The 14,285-nt window shown below is 66.0% G+C and carries 12 protein-coding genes; 5 read left to right on the forward strand and 7 right to left on the reverse strand.

The genetic code is table 11. The annotated features are described in order from the left end of the window. The 4 genes from kdpB to ABT061_RS46425 form a co-directional block, all read right to left on the reverse strand. On the reverse strand, nt 1-1,652 hold a 1,652-nt coding region (gene kdpB, locus ABT061_RS46410), incomplete at its 3' end, for a potassium-transporting ATPase subunit KdpB (RefSeq protein WP_350930106.1). After that, nucleotides 1,652-3,313, reverse strand: a complete 1,662-nt coding sequence (gene kdpA / locus ABT061_RS46415) for a potassium-transporting ATPase subunit KdpA (protein ID WP_350930107.1) — start codon at nt 3,311-3,313, stop codon at nt 1,652-1,654. The genes kdpB and kdpA, both read right to left, overlap by 1 nt. Beyond that, on the reverse strand, nt 3,313-3,402 hold the full coding sequence (gene kdpF, locus ABT061_RS46420) for a K(+)-transporting ATPase subunit F (protein ID WP_350930108.1): 90 nt from the start codon (nt 3,400-3,402) through the stop codon (nt 3,313-3,315). The genes kdpA and kdpF overlap by 1 nt, the downstream gene beginning before the upstream one ends. A gap of 299 nt (nt 3,403-3,701) precedes the next feature. After that, complete coding sequence (locus ABT061_RS46425) at nt 3,702-5,594, reverse strand: APC family permease (RefSeq protein WP_350930109.1); 1,893 nt, start codon at nt 5,592-5,594, stop codon at nt 3,702-3,704. A gap of 302 nt (nt 5,595-5,896) precedes the next feature. Here ABT061_RS46425 and ABT061_RS46430 point away from each other — a divergent pair, with 302 nt between their 5' ends. Both ABT061_RS46430 and ABT061_RS46435 read left to right on the forward strand, forming a co-directional pair. Then, nucleotides 5,897-6,172, forward strand: coding sequence for a hypothetical protein (locus ABT061_RS46430; RefSeq protein ID WP_350930110.1), 276 nt, complete (start codon nt 5,897-5,899; stop codon nt 6,170-6,172). Then, nucleotides 6,169-6,936: a sulfite exporter TauE/SafE family protein gene (locus ABT061_RS46435; RefSeq protein WP_350930111.1), complete on the forward strand. Its 768-nt coding sequence runs from the start codon at nt 6,169-6,171 to the stop codon at nt 6,934-6,936. The genes ABT061_RS46430 and ABT061_RS46435 overlap by 4 nt, the downstream gene beginning before the upstream one ends. A gap of 152 nt (nt 6,937-7,088) precedes the next feature. On the opposite strand, the gene ABT061_RS46440 is transcribed toward ABT061_RS46435, so the two are convergent. Both ABT061_RS46440 and ABT061_RS46445 read right to left on the reverse strand, forming a co-directional pair. Beyond that, on the reverse strand, nt 7,089-7,382 hold the full coding sequence (locus ABT061_RS46440; RefSeq protein ID WP_350930112.1) for a hypothetical protein: 294 nt from the start codon (nt 7,380-7,382) through the stop codon (nt 7,089-7,091). A gap of 620 nt (nt 7,383-8,002) precedes the next feature. Then, entirely contained in the window at nt 8,003-8,386 is a 384-nt protein-coding gene (locus tag ABT061_RS46445) for a hypothetical protein (RefSeq protein ID WP_350930113.1), read from the reverse strand. Nucleotides 8,387-8,571: 185 nt separating this feature from the next. Here ABT061_RS46445 and ABT061_RS46450 point away from each other — a divergent pair, with 185 nt between their 5' ends. The 3 genes from ABT061_RS46450 to ABT061_RS46460 all read left to right on the forward strand — a co-directional run bounded on the left by ABT061_RS46450 (nt 8,572) and on the right by ABT061_RS46460 (nt 12,437). Beyond that, nucleotides 8,572-9,540 (forward strand): GlxA family transcriptional regulator, encoded by a 969-nt coding sequence (locus ABT061_RS46450; RefSeq protein WP_350930114.1) that lies wholly within the window; start codon nt 8,572-8,574, stop codon nt 9,538-9,540. A 1,283-nt stretch (nt 9,541-10,823) separates the two neighbouring features. Then, a complete protein-coding gene (locus tag ABT061_RS46455; protein ID WP_350930115.1) occupies nt 10,824-11,510 on the forward strand; it encodes an MmpS family transport accessory protein in 687 nt (228 codons plus the stop codon). A gap of 564 nt (nt 11,511-12,074) precedes the next feature. Continuing rightward, complete coding sequence (locus ABT061_RS46460) at nt 12,075-12,437, forward strand: nuclear transport factor 2 family protein (RefSeq protein WP_350930116.1); 363 nt, start codon at nt 12,075-12,077, stop codon at nt 12,435-12,437. Between the two features lie 517 nt (nt 12,438-12,954). Here ABT061_RS46460 and ABT061_RS46465 read toward each other — a convergent pair. Further along, nucleotides 12,955-14,172 (reverse strand): WD40 repeat domain-containing protein, encoded by a 1,218-nt coding sequence (locus ABT061_RS46465; RefSeq protein ID WP_350930117.1) that lies wholly within the window; start codon nt 14,170-14,172, stop codon nt 12,955-12,957. Nucleotides 14,173-14,285 lie beyond the last annotated feature (113 nt).

Genomic DNA, 14,285 nt, shown 5'->3' on the forward strand with positions numbered 1-14,285 from the left:
TCACCGGTCATCGCGACCAGCCGGCCGCCCTCCTGCTCCGACCTGATCAGCGCGAGCTTGTCCTCGGGAGTCGCCTCGGCCAGGAAGTCGTCCACCCCGGCCTCGTCGGCGATCGCCTTGGCGGTGAGCGGGTTGTCACCGGTGATCATGACGGTGCGGATACCCATCCGGCGCATCTCGTCGAACCGCTCGCGCATGCCCTGCTTGACGACGTCCTTGAGATGAATGACCCCCAGCACCCGCGCCTTACCGTCGGCGATCTCGCCGACGACCAGCGGGGTGCCGCCCGAGGCCGAGATGCCGTCGACCAGGTGGCCGACCTCCTCGGTCGCGCGGCCGCCGTTCTCGCGTATCCACTTCATGACGGCCGTCGCCGCGCCCTTACGCACCTGCCGGCCGTCGACGTTGACCCCCGACATGCGGGTCTGGGCGGTGAATTCCACCCACTCGGCGTGGGCGAGCTCGCCTGGCTGACGTTCGCGCAGGCCGTACGCCTGCTTGGCGTAGACCACGATCGAGCGGCCCTCAGGCGTCTCGTCGGCGAGACTCGCCAGCTGCGCGGCGGCGGCCAGGTCGTCGGCGGAGATCCCCGAGGCGGGCTGGAACTCCGATGCCTGCCTGTTGCCCAGCGTGATCGTGCCGGTCTTGTCGAGTAGCAGGGTGCTGACGTCTCCTGCCGCCTCGACCGCACGGCCGGACATGGCCAGGACGTTGCGCTGGACCAGCCGGTCCATGCCCGCGATACCGATGGCCGACAGCAGCGCGCCGATCGTGGTCGGGATGAGGCAGACCAGCAGCGAGACCAGCACGATGCCGGTGACACCGTCGCCCGTCAGGGCGAGAGAGTCGGCGATGCCGGGGTTGACGTTCTTGGCGTAGATCGCCATCGGCTGCATGGTGACGGTGGCGACCAGGAAGATGATCGTCAAAGCGGCCAGCAGGATGTTCAGCGCGATCTCGTTGGGCGTCTTCTGCCGGTCGGCACCCTCGACCAGGGCGATCATCCGGTCGATGAAGCTCTCGCCCGGCTTCTGGGTGATGCGGACGATGATCCGGTCGGACAACACCCTGGTGCCGCCGGTCACCGCCGAGCGGTCACCACCCGATTCGCGGATCACGGGTGCGGACTCGCCGGTGATGGCCGACTCGTCGACCGAGGCGATGCCCTCGATCACGTCACCGTCGCCGGGGATGATCTCCCCGGCTTCGACGATCACGTGATCGCCCTGCTTGAGCTCCGGCGCGCCGACGGTGTCCCACGAGGACACGTTCGCGCCCGGCGCCCAGCCGGAGAGGCGGCGGGCGGTGGTGTCGCGCTTGGCGGCACGGAGCGTGGCGGCCTGTGCCTTTCCGCGGCCCTCCGCGACGGCCTCGGCGAGGTTGGCGAAGACCACCGTCAGCCACAGCCAGACGGCGATGGCCCAGGCGAAGAACGACGACTCGCTGGTGGCGGCGAGGACCGTGGTGGCCAGCGCGCCGATCTCCACGATCAGCATCACCGGGTTGCGCCACAGCGAGACCGGGTTCAGCTTCTTCAACGCGTCGGGCAGTGACCTGATCAACTGCTTGGGGTCGAGCAGACCACCGCCGACCCTGCCGTTCTTCTGCGGCGTCGGCGCCTGTCCCGGCGCCTCGAGCACTGGGGTGGACATCAGCTGATTCCTTCTGCGAGCGGGCCCAGCGCCAGGGCCGGGAGGAAGGTCAGGGCGACCAGGATGATCGTGACGCCGACCACCATGCCGACGAACTGCGGCCGGTGGGTGGGCAGTGTGCCTGCGGACTCGGGAACCGGGGCCTGCCTGGCCAGCGATCCGGCCAGGGCCAGCACGAAGATGATCGGCAGGAAGCGGCCGAGCACCATGCACAGGCCGAGCGCCACGTCGTACCACGGCGTGTTGACGGTGACGCCGCCGAACGCGGAGCCGTTGTTGTTCGAGGCGCTGGTGAAGGCGTAGAGGATCTCGGAGAACCCGTGTGGGCCGCTGTTCAGCATGGCCGCCAGACCCGCTTCGTTGCCCATGGCGACAGCCGTACCGACGAGCACGAGGATCGGGGTGACCAGGAAGTACATCGAGGCCAGCTTGATCTCGCGGGCGCCGATCTTCTTGCCCAGGTATTCGGGGGTACGGCCGACCATGAGCCCGGCCACGAAGACCGTGATCACGGCCAGCACGAGCATGCCGTACAGGCCCGCTCCCACGCCGCCGGGCGCGACCTCGCCCAGCATCATGTTGAACAGCGTCATCATGCCGCCGAGCGGGGTGTAGGAGTCGTGGAAGGAGTTGACCGCGCCGGTGCTCGTGAGAGTCGTCGCCGCGGCGAACGTCGCGGAGTTGGAGACGCCGAACCTGACGTCCTTGCCCTCCATCGCCGAGCCGACGGCCTGCGGCACGGTGGCGTTGGCGCCCAGCTCGAAGACGTTGGTCAGCGCGACACTGGTGATGGCGATGGTCGCCATCACGGCGAGGATCGCGTAACCCTGCCTGACCTGGCCGACCAGCTTGCCGAAGGTGCGCGGCATGGCGAACGGGATGAGCAGGATCAGGAAGATCTCGAACCAGTTGGTCCAGCTGGTGGCGTTCTCGAACGGGTGCGCCGAGTTGGTGTTGTAGAAGCCGCCGCCGTTGGTGCCGAGTTCCTTGATGACCTCCTGGCTGGCCACCGGACCGCCGGTGATCGACTGGGTGCCGCCGGCCAGGGTGCTCAGCTCATGCGGGGAGGAGAGGTTCTGCACCAGACCACCGGCCACCAGCACCAATGCGCCGACGAAGGCGATGGGCAGCAGGATACGGACCGTGCCGCGCACCAGGTCGACCCAGAAGTTGCCGATGGTGTCAGCCCGGTTGCGGGCGAAGCCGCGCACCAGCGCGATCGCCACCGCCATGCCGACGGAGGCGGACACGAAGTTCTGTACGGCCAGCGCGGCCATCTGCACCAGGTGGCCCATGGTGGACTCACCCGAGTAGGCCTGCCAGTTGGTGTTGGTGACGAAGCTGATCGCGGTGTTCCATGCGATGTGGTCGGGCACCGGGTCGAAGCCGAGTGACAACCACAACTTGTCCTGCAAGCGCTGCATGCCGTACACGAACAGGATCGACACGACGGAGAACGCCAGCACACTGCGGGCGTAAACACCCCACCGCTGCTCGGCGTCCGGGCGGACGCCGAGCAGGCGGTAGATGCCGCGCTCGACGACGTTGTGCCTGACGCCCGAGTACACGCGGTACATGTAGTCGCCGAGCGGCCTGTGCGTCAGCGCGAGGGCGATGATGAGGGATGCGACGAAAATGATCCCGGCTGCTGTCGTACTCACTAGAACCGCTCCGGGAACAGCAGGGCCGCGACCATGAAGATCACCAGACCGACGGCCACCACAAGGCCGACGGCGTTGATGGCGCTCACAGGCGCTCCACCGCCTTGACGACGAACCCGAAGATCACGAACAACGCGATCGTCAGGGCGACGAAGATGACGTCGGCCATCCCCACTCCTCTAATCCGAATGTTTGCTCTTCTAACACCCATAGAAAAGCGGGATATTTGGGAGATTTTGCCGTCCTTAACGCATTTCATACGCCCGCAGGCCAACTGTTGACACCTTCTTGACGGCACGGCGGAAACGGCGCACAGGAGTGCCGTCGAGACAGGCGCGCCTGCGACGACCTCGACCGGCAGGACCCGCGCTTCACCGAGGAGCGCGGCTCACCCGACGTGGACGTGCGGCCTGCGGGTGATGTCCGGTTCCGCCTGGCGGAGGACCTCTCGGGTCATCGGTGGTACGTCTCCGCCGCCGAACAGCAGGTAGCGCAGCATCGCCGCCACCGGATTGCCCTCGGTCCAGTGGAAGTAGATGTGCGGTATCCGGCCCGTACGGTCACGCAGGTCGAGCAGGAGCGCGGCCAGCGAGTTGGGCACCGTGGGACTCTCGAAGCGCAGGATCCGGTGGCCGAAGCGTTCCTCGCCGTGCACGACCAGCTCGGTCTCGAACTCCGAGGCGTCGACGACCGTCACCTCGACGAACATGACCTGCTCCGAGCTGCGCAGGCGGTGGTTGAGCCACTGCTCGCGCAGCTTGTCGTTGTACTCGGCCTGGTCACGTTCGTGCGGCTCGTTGGCGATCAGGTGCACCTCGCCGCAGGCCTCGTTGACGAACTGCCCGGCCAGCGGGTCATAGGTCACCTCGGTGACGCGCAGCTCGGTGGAGCGGGTCGTCCGGGAGATGAGCGAGGTCACGATGATCGCCACGATGAAGAAGGACGCTATCTTCACCCCGTCCGGGCGCTCGAACACGTTGTCCACCAGCGTGAAGGCGAAGACGGCGGAGACGGCGGCGAAGCCGCCCATCAGCCTGGTCTGGCCCTTGCGCCACGCGGACAGCGTCACGGCGACGGAGGCGGACAGGATCAGCACGAGCACACCGGTGGCGTAGGCACCGCCCTGGGCTTCGACGTCGGCGTCAAAGATGATCGTGATGGCGAAGCCGATCGCGCTGAACACCAGGACCAGCGGGCGTACGGCCCGCGTCCAGTCGGGCGCCATGCCGTACCTGGGCAGGTAGCGCGGCACCAGATTGATCAGACCCGCCATCGCCGACGCCCCGGCGAACCAGAGGATCGCGATGGTGCTGACGTCGTACAACGTGCCGAACCAGTCGCCGAGGAAACCGTGCGCCAGGAATGCCAGCGCCCGTCCTGAGGCCTTGCCGCCCTCCTCGAACTCCTGCTCCGGGATCAGCACGGTGGTGACGAGGCTGCTGAAGATCAGAAAGACGCTCATGATGATGGCCGCCGAGGTCAGCAGCCGCTTGGTGCCCTTGATCCGGGCCTGGACGTCGCCCTTGACGATCGGCATCACCGCGACGCCCGTCTCGAAACCCGACAGGCCCAGCGCGAGCTTCGGCATCACCAGCAGGGAAAGCCCGATCATGGCCATCGGGCTGGTGTAGGTCGTGGTCAGCGCGTGTTGCCAGTCGATGACCAGGTTGGGGGCATCGAGCACGTGCGTGACGGCCACAGCCACCACGATCGCGTTGAGCACGAGATAGACGCCCACGAGGACGACGGCGATGCCGATCGCCTCGCTGAAGCCCATCAGGAACACCCCGCCGAGCAGGGCGAGCAGCACGAGCGTGACCAGCACCCGCTGACCCGACAGGAAGTCGGGGACGAACGGGTTCTCCAGGATGTGGGCCGTCGCGTCGGCGGCCGAGAGCGTCATCGTGATGACGAAGTCGGTGGCGGCGAACCCGAGTAGAGCGAGCACGAACAACTTGCCCCACCACTGCGGGGCCAGCTTTTCCAGCATCGCGATCGAGCCCTGGCCGTGCGGGCTCTCCTCCGCGACCCTGCGGTAGACGGGCAGCGCCCCGAACAGGGTGAGCATGACCAGCAGCAGCGTCGCCAGCGGTGACAGCGCGCCGGCCGCGAGCGCCGCGATGCCCGGCTGGTAACCGAGGGTGGAGAAGTAGTCGACGCCCGTGAGGCACATGACCTGCCACCACGCGTGCTTCTTGTGCGGACCGTGCTCTATCTGCTCACGGTCGGTCTGTAAGCCCTTGAGCAGCCACGTCTGTAGTGGCCCAGTCCTGCCGGCCACTGTCGGCCCCCCACATCAAGTATCCGTAAAGACGCAATGCACACTACTGACGTCAGAGCCCATCGATTCATGGCCAGGCGTCAAGAAAACGTCAATATTCATAGGCGGGGCATATGCGGCTATAAAGGGAAAGGTCCCGCGCCGAAGCGCTGCGAGGCGTGCCTGCAGGCTGCCGAGGACGGCGTTCAGGCCGAAGGTGGTCTCGATGCCCCGACCACTCGGCCGGCAGGTAGAGCGTCACCTCGTCCGGGGTCGGGATACTTCGCTGAGCGCCGAAGTATTTCCGGTTTAGCGTCGGCCGCGTGAGAATCTCGCCGGACACCGGCCGTCAGACGGAATCGCCCACCCTGTCGCCCGCCCTGGCCGCGGCAGGCGTCACCGTCGCGTTGTGCTCCTCGGTCTGCGACTCCGTCCGCACAGCCGGCCGGGCCCGTCCATCGGGAGCCCTGGGGTGGGGGCGGCTTCTCGCCGGGTCGCCGGTTCCGGGGTCGCTCGGTCCGGTACGCCGCGAAGCATGGCCCACGCGCGCCGCCTGGCCGGGCATGGACGCCGATCCCGCGAGGGAGGAGACGGCGTGACGCCGTGGGAGATGCTCGCCGTCTTCGCGGCCGGCGTCAGCGCCGGCGCCATCAACACCGTGGTCGGCTCCGGGTCACTGATCACCTTTCCCGTTCTGCTCGCCACCGGAATGCCGGCCGTCACCGCCGCGGTCTCCAATGCACTCGGCGTGATACCCGGCTCCATCAGCGGGGCCATCGGTTATCGCGCGGAGCTCAGCGGCCAGAGCCGGCGCGTCCTGAAGATGAGCGTCGGCGCCCTGCTCGGCGGCCTCACGGGCGCCACGCTTCTGCTGGCCCTGCCCACCACGGCGTTCGAGAAGATCGTGCCCGCCTTGGTGGGCCTCGCCCTCGTCCTGGTCATCCTCCAGCCCCGGATCAGCAGAAGCGTACGGCGCCGCCGCGAACGCACCAGCGGTTCCGCCCGCCCCGACGAAGGCCCGCTGCTTCTCACCGGACTGACACTCGCCAGCGTCTACGGCGGCTACTTCCCCGCCGCCCAGGGAATCATCTACATGTCCCTGATGGGGGTACTCCTCGACGAGACCTTGCAACGTCTCAATGCCGTCAAGAACGTCCTGGTGGCCGTCGTCAACGCCGCCGCTGCGCTCTTCTTCCTCTTCTCCGCGGATTTCGACTGGATGGCCGTCGTGCTCATCGCGGCCGGTTCCGCCTTCGGCGGCCCGGTCGGGGCCAAAATAGGCCGCCGCCTCAGCCCCGCGGTGCTGCGCATCCTCATCGTGGCGGTGGGTACCGTCGCCATCGTCCAGTTGCTACGTCACTGACCCAGGAACGGGTGGCCTCCCCTCGGCACGGCCGGACGCCGTCGAAACAGGCCTGAAGCCGTCGGCTCCCCCGCGTAACCGCGTCGTCGTAGGCGGGGGAGCTTCTTCGCGTGCGCGGGGAGCGGTGCGCCGCGGACCGGCGGATTCGTTCGTTACTTGACGTACATCCTTGCATATTTAAAGACGTTAAAGTATTCACACCAGAATTGTGAGATCTGGCCCTTCGCCCGCAGATAGAGTCCTTGTTCGTAGCATTTTCCGCAGGCGACCGGGCGCTCGCCCGCGAACCGGTCCCCGGGTACCGAACCGGATCCAGGCGGGTTCCTGTCGCAGTAGTCGGCCATCACCGCAGGTGACGTCGACGCCTGGGCGGGCGTGGCGGCGATGGGGAATGTTCCGATGACGCCGGCCACGATCAGCCCGGTCAGTATTCGCTTCTTGCCCATGACTCGCTCCTGATACCTGATCGAATTCGAGATCGACACGGCACCGCGGCCGTTTACGTCCATGGCGCGGACCGCGGATGCGCTCGGCCGCTGTAGGAACTCCTGTCGCCGAGTGTCTGTCCGAGGGGGTTCGTGAAACGCACCGCCACTACTGTTTCGCCCGATCACAGGCCGCTGCGGCCACCCCCGATGGAATTCGCGTGTCCACGAGGCCGTCCCAGCAGAGGAACCAGCTTCCGGCCGCGGAAGTGGCGCCGACCCGGCAGGCGTCCCTTCTCGGGGGGCTTATCTGATACCTCCCTCCTTCGAGGTATGAGATGCAGTCGGAATAGTCGGCCTGCGCCGGCGACGCGACGAGGATGGTAAATCCGGTTGCCGCAGCGGTCACGGCTGCCGCGATGGCCGTACGAGAGACTTTCACCATTCGATCCCGCCCTTCCTGTGCGCGTTGTCCTGTGCTTGCCGAGCTGATTTCGACTCGGCGCGATACGCATGTGCACGTCAAGCCGAACGCCTCGAAGCCGCCATCGACATGACCGCTGACGCCTCGGTACCGGCTCTCCTTCTTGCCCTTGGTGATGACACGCCCTGAGGCGATGTCCCGCAGGCTCAGGTCCTGGTCACGCTGACTCCGCCGAGGGCCTTACCCCATTGATGTGCGGACTCGTGCCGGCACTTCTGCATGCCACGCAGAAGAGATGGAGGTCGGCCCATGCGACCGCGCCGTTCGAGTTGTTCACTCTCCGGCAGTAGGTGCGCCACTTTCCGGTGACCTCGTAGATGGCACCTGCCGACTGGCATTTCAGACACGCGTTGGGGTTCGCGTAGGTGGAATCGTAATAGTAGCCACTGGGCGGCCGGCTGCTTCCGCAGGTAACGGCGAACGACGCGGAGAGAGTGGCCGTAGACTGCTGCGCCGGTACGGGACTTGCGCCCGCGACTCCTCCCACGATCGAGTTGACGGTCAGGAACAACGTCGCGACGACGAGCTTGTTGACGTGCATTCGTGCCTCTCCGTTTCCATCGCCGATGGCTGCGTCCCCGCCATGCGCATACCACGACCTCGGTGGCCGCATGGCTTTCCTTGCGCTTCAGATCCAACGACCTGCCGGTTGCGCGAACCATGGCCGGCCTCGGTCCTGTCGGTAAACTTGGGATTCGTGTCGGTTCCCCAGCAGAATGGGCACTCATGGACGAGCGGCTGACCGTCGTGATCGGATATCCACAGTCAGAGTTACTGGACATCGCCTCGGTGACCACGCCGCTCCATATGGCCAACCAGTTGGGGGCGGCTCCTCCCTACCGAATACGCCTCGCCACCTCGGGTGGCAGGTCGTTGCCCTGCGACTCGGGTTTGACGCTGGAAAGCCAGGAAGCCCTTGAACGCATCACCGGGCCGCTCGACACCCTGGTCGTCTCCGGTGGGGTCGGCCACGAGGTCGCCGCGGAAAATCCCGTGCTCCTGGCCCACATACGTCGACTGGCCGCGGTCAGCAGGCGGGTGGCATCGGTGTGCACGGGTGCGACCCTGCTGGCCGCCGCCGGACTGCTGGACGGGCGGCGCGCCACCACGCACTGGAGGTACGCGGGAACGCTCGCCGCCCACCATCCCAACGTCACGGTTGATCCCGGCCCGCTCTACATCCGCGAGGGACACGTGTCGACCGCGGCCGGCGTCACCAGCGCCCTGGACCTGACACTTGCCTTCATCGAGGAGGACCACGGCCCTCACCTGGCCCGCATCGTGGCGCGTGCCCTGGTGACCTACTTGCAGCGGCCGGGTGACCAGGCGCAGATCAGCATGTTCGTGGGCGCGCCGCCGCCGGAACATCCGCTGATTCGGCAGGTGGTCGACCACATTGTCAACAACCTCGACGGTGATCTGAGCCCCACGACGCTGGCTGCCCGGCTGAACGTGAGCGAGCGTCACCTGACTCGGCTCAGCCTGGAGCACTTGGGCCAGACGCCTGGCCGCTTCATCAGGCAGGCACGCACGCAGGCGGCCGAGCGACTCCTCGTCTCATCATCGCTCTCCGTGGCGGACATCGCGACCCGCTGCGGGTTCGGCTCCGCCGAGAGCCTTCGACAGTCGTTCGTCGCCGAGTTCGGCGCTTCCCCCACCCGCTACCGCCAGGCCCGGGCCAAGCGCCCCGGATGAGAGGCCCCGAGGTCACACTGCGCCGCACCCGGCCTGAACGAGGACCGCGTCAGAATGAACGACCTTCGGACTGCGAAAACGTGAGTCGCGTCGTAGCGCGTCAGAACCTCGGTCAGCAGCGGTACAGCGCGCAGGGTGCGGTGCAACTCGGTGTAGGCGCGGGCTTCCAGGGCGATCCCCACGCTGGACACACCGGCACCGCCCCTAAAAACGCGGTCTCCCCCGTAGCCGCGTTGCCGTCCCCGACCAGTAATGACCGTGATCAGGTCGCCATGTCATTCGACGGCGACCACCGTCACTGACCGGTCCGCCGTTCTCCCGACCCCTACCAGCTCTCGCTCCACCGGTACCAAGAACCCTGCACATGTTCAAAAGACTGCGCAGCCGCGTCGTCAGGGGAATCCACGGGTTCGCCTTTCGGGCTCCAGACGTAGCCATACGGATCTACGTCCGCCCAAGGGCTCAATTGGAAGTACACCAGATCCTCGTATCGGTAGATTGAAGTGAATTCAAACAATCCGATCTGGCGAGGATCGTCCGCTGACCTCGCATCCGGTTTAACCGTACGCGCCACCTGCTCCATACTCTCCGCAGATCGCGCAAAACGCTCTTCCTCGGACGCTCCGCAAGCCGTCAATGTGATCAACACAATCCCGGTAAGCGGAATCACAATCCATCGTATACAGGCTTCCCTTAAAGCAACCCGACTGCTCGTCACAAGTCCCTTCCAAATTTTATATATCCAAACACATCGAAGTGCGCGTGAATCCTATCGAGGTCGGAAGAACTTTCCGCACCGCCTTTTGCCCTGATCGTCTCGTCTGCCATCACCCACCCCGGAGGGGCGGCGGGCCGGGGACGGAGGAACAAGCTCGGCGTCGTGTGTCCATGTTCCCGGCGACCTTCCTCATGCGCTGGTTGGCCTACGTGCACGGACCGGGCCTGCGCCGGAGAAGTCGGTCTGCCGGGCTCTGCCTGAGCGATGACAGACGAGACGAGCAGATCCACCACCTTAGCCCGCCACGGGTTGGCCGTGTCGTGGATCATCTCGAAGCCGGAGTCCCCCGCCGGAGGCGCTCACAGCAGAATGAGCCACCGCGTGTCGACGACGGCCACCACGGCATATTTTTCATCCTGTGGAGCGTCCGAGGAGGAAATAGGCGCCATCCTGTGCAGCGATGTTCGTACAGCGCACCGGACAGCAGGTGACCGGATTCGGCCACGGCGACAACCGTTCATAGGTAACAGGCGTCCCACGCGTACCCCCGAAATGTGGAGAACCCGTGAGCTACCCGCCTGGCTATGGCCAGCAGCCCCCACCCGGATACGGCTACGGGTACGCGGCCCCGCCACCGAAAACCAACGGGCTCGCCGTCGCCAGCCTTGTGCTCGGCCTTACAGGGTTCATCACCTGCGGATTCACATCGATCTTGGCCGTGGTGTTCGGACATGTGGCCCTCGGCCAAATCAGGAGGGATCGTACCGACGGCCACAGCATGGCGTTGGCCGGCGTCATCCTCGGCTGGATCCTCACCGGCCTATGGATCCTCTACTGGGTGCTCGTCGTCAGCGGCATCGTCAGCGCCGGGTTCAGCGCCCTCAACGACCCCGAGCCCAACGCGGGGCGCACGCAGCTCAGCCACAACAGCCCGCCCGCCGCACAGGAGGAGCAGGAGAACACGTCGGGTGCGCACACGGTGCTGTTCGAAGCCATCGGCAGCGACGGGGCCACCAGCGCGGGCAACATCACCTACAGCGTGAAGTACGACATCAAGCAAGAGCAGGGCGTGCCCCTGCCGTACAGCAAAGAGATCAAAGTCGACGACACCCCATACCTGTACCTGTGGGCGCAAAACGCAGGCGCCAAAGGGTCGGTGACGTGCCGCATCACGGTCGATGACGAAGTCATGTGGGAGGACGTCGCGAATGGCCCGTACGGGGTGTGCACCGTCACCGGCAACGCCCCATAGGCCGGCTCCTCGTTGGGCCCTACATCCGGAGGATGTAAGCCCTCCGGGAGAACCGTCTCGCCCTAAGGATCAGCACTCACGACCACCGTGAGGAGCCAGGCACGACATCCCACCGGAGATCACCCCTCCCGGCCTCCGGCCAGGGGCACGGTCTGGCCTTGGAGCTCAACAACCCGGAGGCAGTCAGCGCTCACCTGACGACGGCTTACCGAATCGGGTCGGCCTGACCAGGCAGACTCGATTCACCCCCATTAAGGGCTGGACCGGTCAAAACATCGAGGTCTGATCCACCATGGTGACCGACCAGCGGTGGTCTCCTGGAAGGCATTCCGAGCCCGGCTTTTGGCGTTCACTGGTTCTCATCGTTTCGCGCTGCTTCTCGTGTCGTTCTGAGTGATTCCGAATGGCCGCCGCACCGGGCCCGACCACGATGCCGCGCCCCGGGTTCGGAGATCTTCGGCGAGCCTTGTGGCGATGAGATAGCCACCTTGGCGATAGTTGCGCGTCGCCCTTCGCCCCGTATCGTCCCCAGCAGTGATCCCGACTGCGCGAGGAAGGATCGGCATGACCGACGATGGGGTGCGACGCGTTTTCCAGTCAGTCGACTCGTTCGACGTCAGAGAATTCGTGCGGTTGCTGGCCGAGGACGCCACGTTGGTGTTCGGCAATGCCGAGCCGATGACGGGACGTGAGGCCATCGCCGCCGGGTTGCGGGCGTTCTTCTCCACCATCGGCGGCCTGCGGCACCGGATCGTCAGGAACTGGCAGGTGGATGCCGACATCATCGCCGAGACCGAGGTGACCTACCGGCGGCTCGACGGCAAGGAAGTCAGCGTCGTAGCCGTATCGATCTGGCACACCCGCGACGACGGCCTGATCACGGACTACCGCATATTCGTCGACCTCGCACCCGTCTACCTGGTCTAGGGCTCCAGCGAGACCGCATCCACGGGCGCGGCGCCTGTCTTCTCTCGTAGGGGGACGCCACCGTCGCTCGCGAAACCAGACGCGCCGACATGGACACCGGCGATACGGGGATCTCGGGCCGGCTCAGGGAGCCTCGGCCCTCGGCAGGCTTGGCGACGCCCTCGGGTAAGCCGTACTCCTGCGGAAGGGGTCCCGAGCTCGGTTCGTGGAACGTTTTCAGCGCTGAGGATCCATACCTCCACACGCCTCAAACTGGTTCTCTGAGCGCACTTGACGCTAATTAGCTCCCGAAGATCGAAAAAGGGGTTCCGGAGAGACTCCGAAACCCCTGCCGACCAGCTGAAACCTGGTCGGGACGACAGGATTTGAACCTGCGCCCCCTTGACCCCCAGGCAAACCGAAAGGGGGCGGGACCATGCCTGATACCCGCCCCCACCTGTGCATACGGTCCACGGTGATCCACCACCGTCCGGCACCGTCCAGGGCGGTTGTCACTCAGTTCGTCACCCGGTGACCACTACTCGGCAGGCTCGTCAATTGAGACGACGCTGTCTTCATAGCCGACCAGCGGCTCCCCGACCTGCTCTCCGGTGGTCAGATCCCACACCCGCAACGTACGGTCTTCCCCACCGGAGACAGCGATCGGCCGACCGTCCACCTGACCGACCGCGATCGAATTGACGGCTCTCTCGTGGCCGGTCAGCGGCTCCCCGACCTGCTCTCCGGTGCTCAGATCCCACACTCGCAACATACGGTCCATACCACCGGAGACAGCGATCGGCCGACCGTCCACCTGACCGATCGCGACCGAGCCGATGTTGCGTTCATGGGCGGTCAGCGGCTCCCCGACCTGCTTTCTCGTGACCAGATCCCATATCCGCACCGTCCCCTCCAAGCCGCCCGAAACGGCGACCGGCCGACCGTCCACCTGACCGACCGCGACCGAGACGATGTTGCGTTCATGACCGGTCAGCGGCTCCCCGACCTGCTCTCTCGTGACCAAGTCCCATATCCGCACCGTGCCCTCCCAGCCGCCCGAAACGGCGACCGGACGCCCCTCCACCTCGCCGACCGCGACCACAATGACGTTGCCTGCATGACCGGTCAGCGGCTCCCCGACCTGCTCTCTGCTGATCAAGTCCCACACCCGAACCGTGCCGTCCTTGCTAGCGGAGACGGCGACCGGCCGATCCTTCACCTCGCCGACCGCGACCGAGACGACGCTGCGTTCATGACCGGTCAGCGGCTCCCCGACCTGCTCTCTCGTGACCAGATCCCATATCCGCACCGTGCCGTCCCAGCCGCCCGAAACGGCGACCGGACGACCGTCCACCTCGCCGACCGCGACCGCGATGATGCGTTCGTAGCCGGTCAACGGTTCCCCGGCCTTCTCTTCTATGGTCAAGCCCCCGACCTGCTTTTTCGTGGTCAGGTCCCATATCCGCACTGTGGCGTCCCTGCCGGCGGAGACGGCGATCGGACGACCGTGCAGCTTGCCGACCGCGATGGATATGACAGCATCGGTGTGGCTGACCGGTCCGGGAGCATCGTTGATGAGTCGGATCAGCACGGCGAGGGCGATGACCACCACACAGGCCACTGCCAGCACACCGCGGCGTCGTGAGCGCATCGCTACATGTGTCACCGGAGGCGAAGCCGCAGCGGTCGATACCGCAGGAGCCTGAAGTGTCTGATCTGATGGCGTAGCGGGAGGCAGCCGGTCGGCATCGGTCACCCTTCGTTTCTCCTTCGCCTCGTTCCGTACCCGCCACCTGGACAGGTGATCGCGATTGGGGTTGAGGCGGCGAAACCCCTAATGATCACCCTGTCATATTCAACTGTTGCACG

The organism is Streptosporangium sp. NPDC002544, assembly GCF_040295965.1.
GTDB lineage: Bacteria > Actinomycetota > Actinomycetes > Streptosporangiales > Streptosporangiaceae > Streptosporangium.

Bases quoted from the DNA above. Each gene is read 5' to 3' on its own strand.
- ABT061_RS46440 (WP_350930112.1), bottom strand. From the start codon at position 7,382: ATGGGCAAGAAGCGAATACTGACCGGGCTGATCGTGGCCGGCGTCATC.
- ABT061_RS46445 (WP_350930113.1), bottom strand. From the start codon at position 8,386: ATGCACGTCAACAAGCTCGTCGTCGCGACGTTGTTCCTGACCGTCAAC.
- ABT061_RS46450 (WP_350930114.1), top strand. From the start codon at position 8,572: ATGGACGAGCGGCTGACCGTCGTGATCGGATATCCACAGTCAGAGTTA.
- ABT061_RS46460 (WP_350930116.1), top strand. From the start codon at position 12,075: ATGACCGACGATGGGGTGCGACGCGTTTTCCAGTCAGTCGACTCGTTC.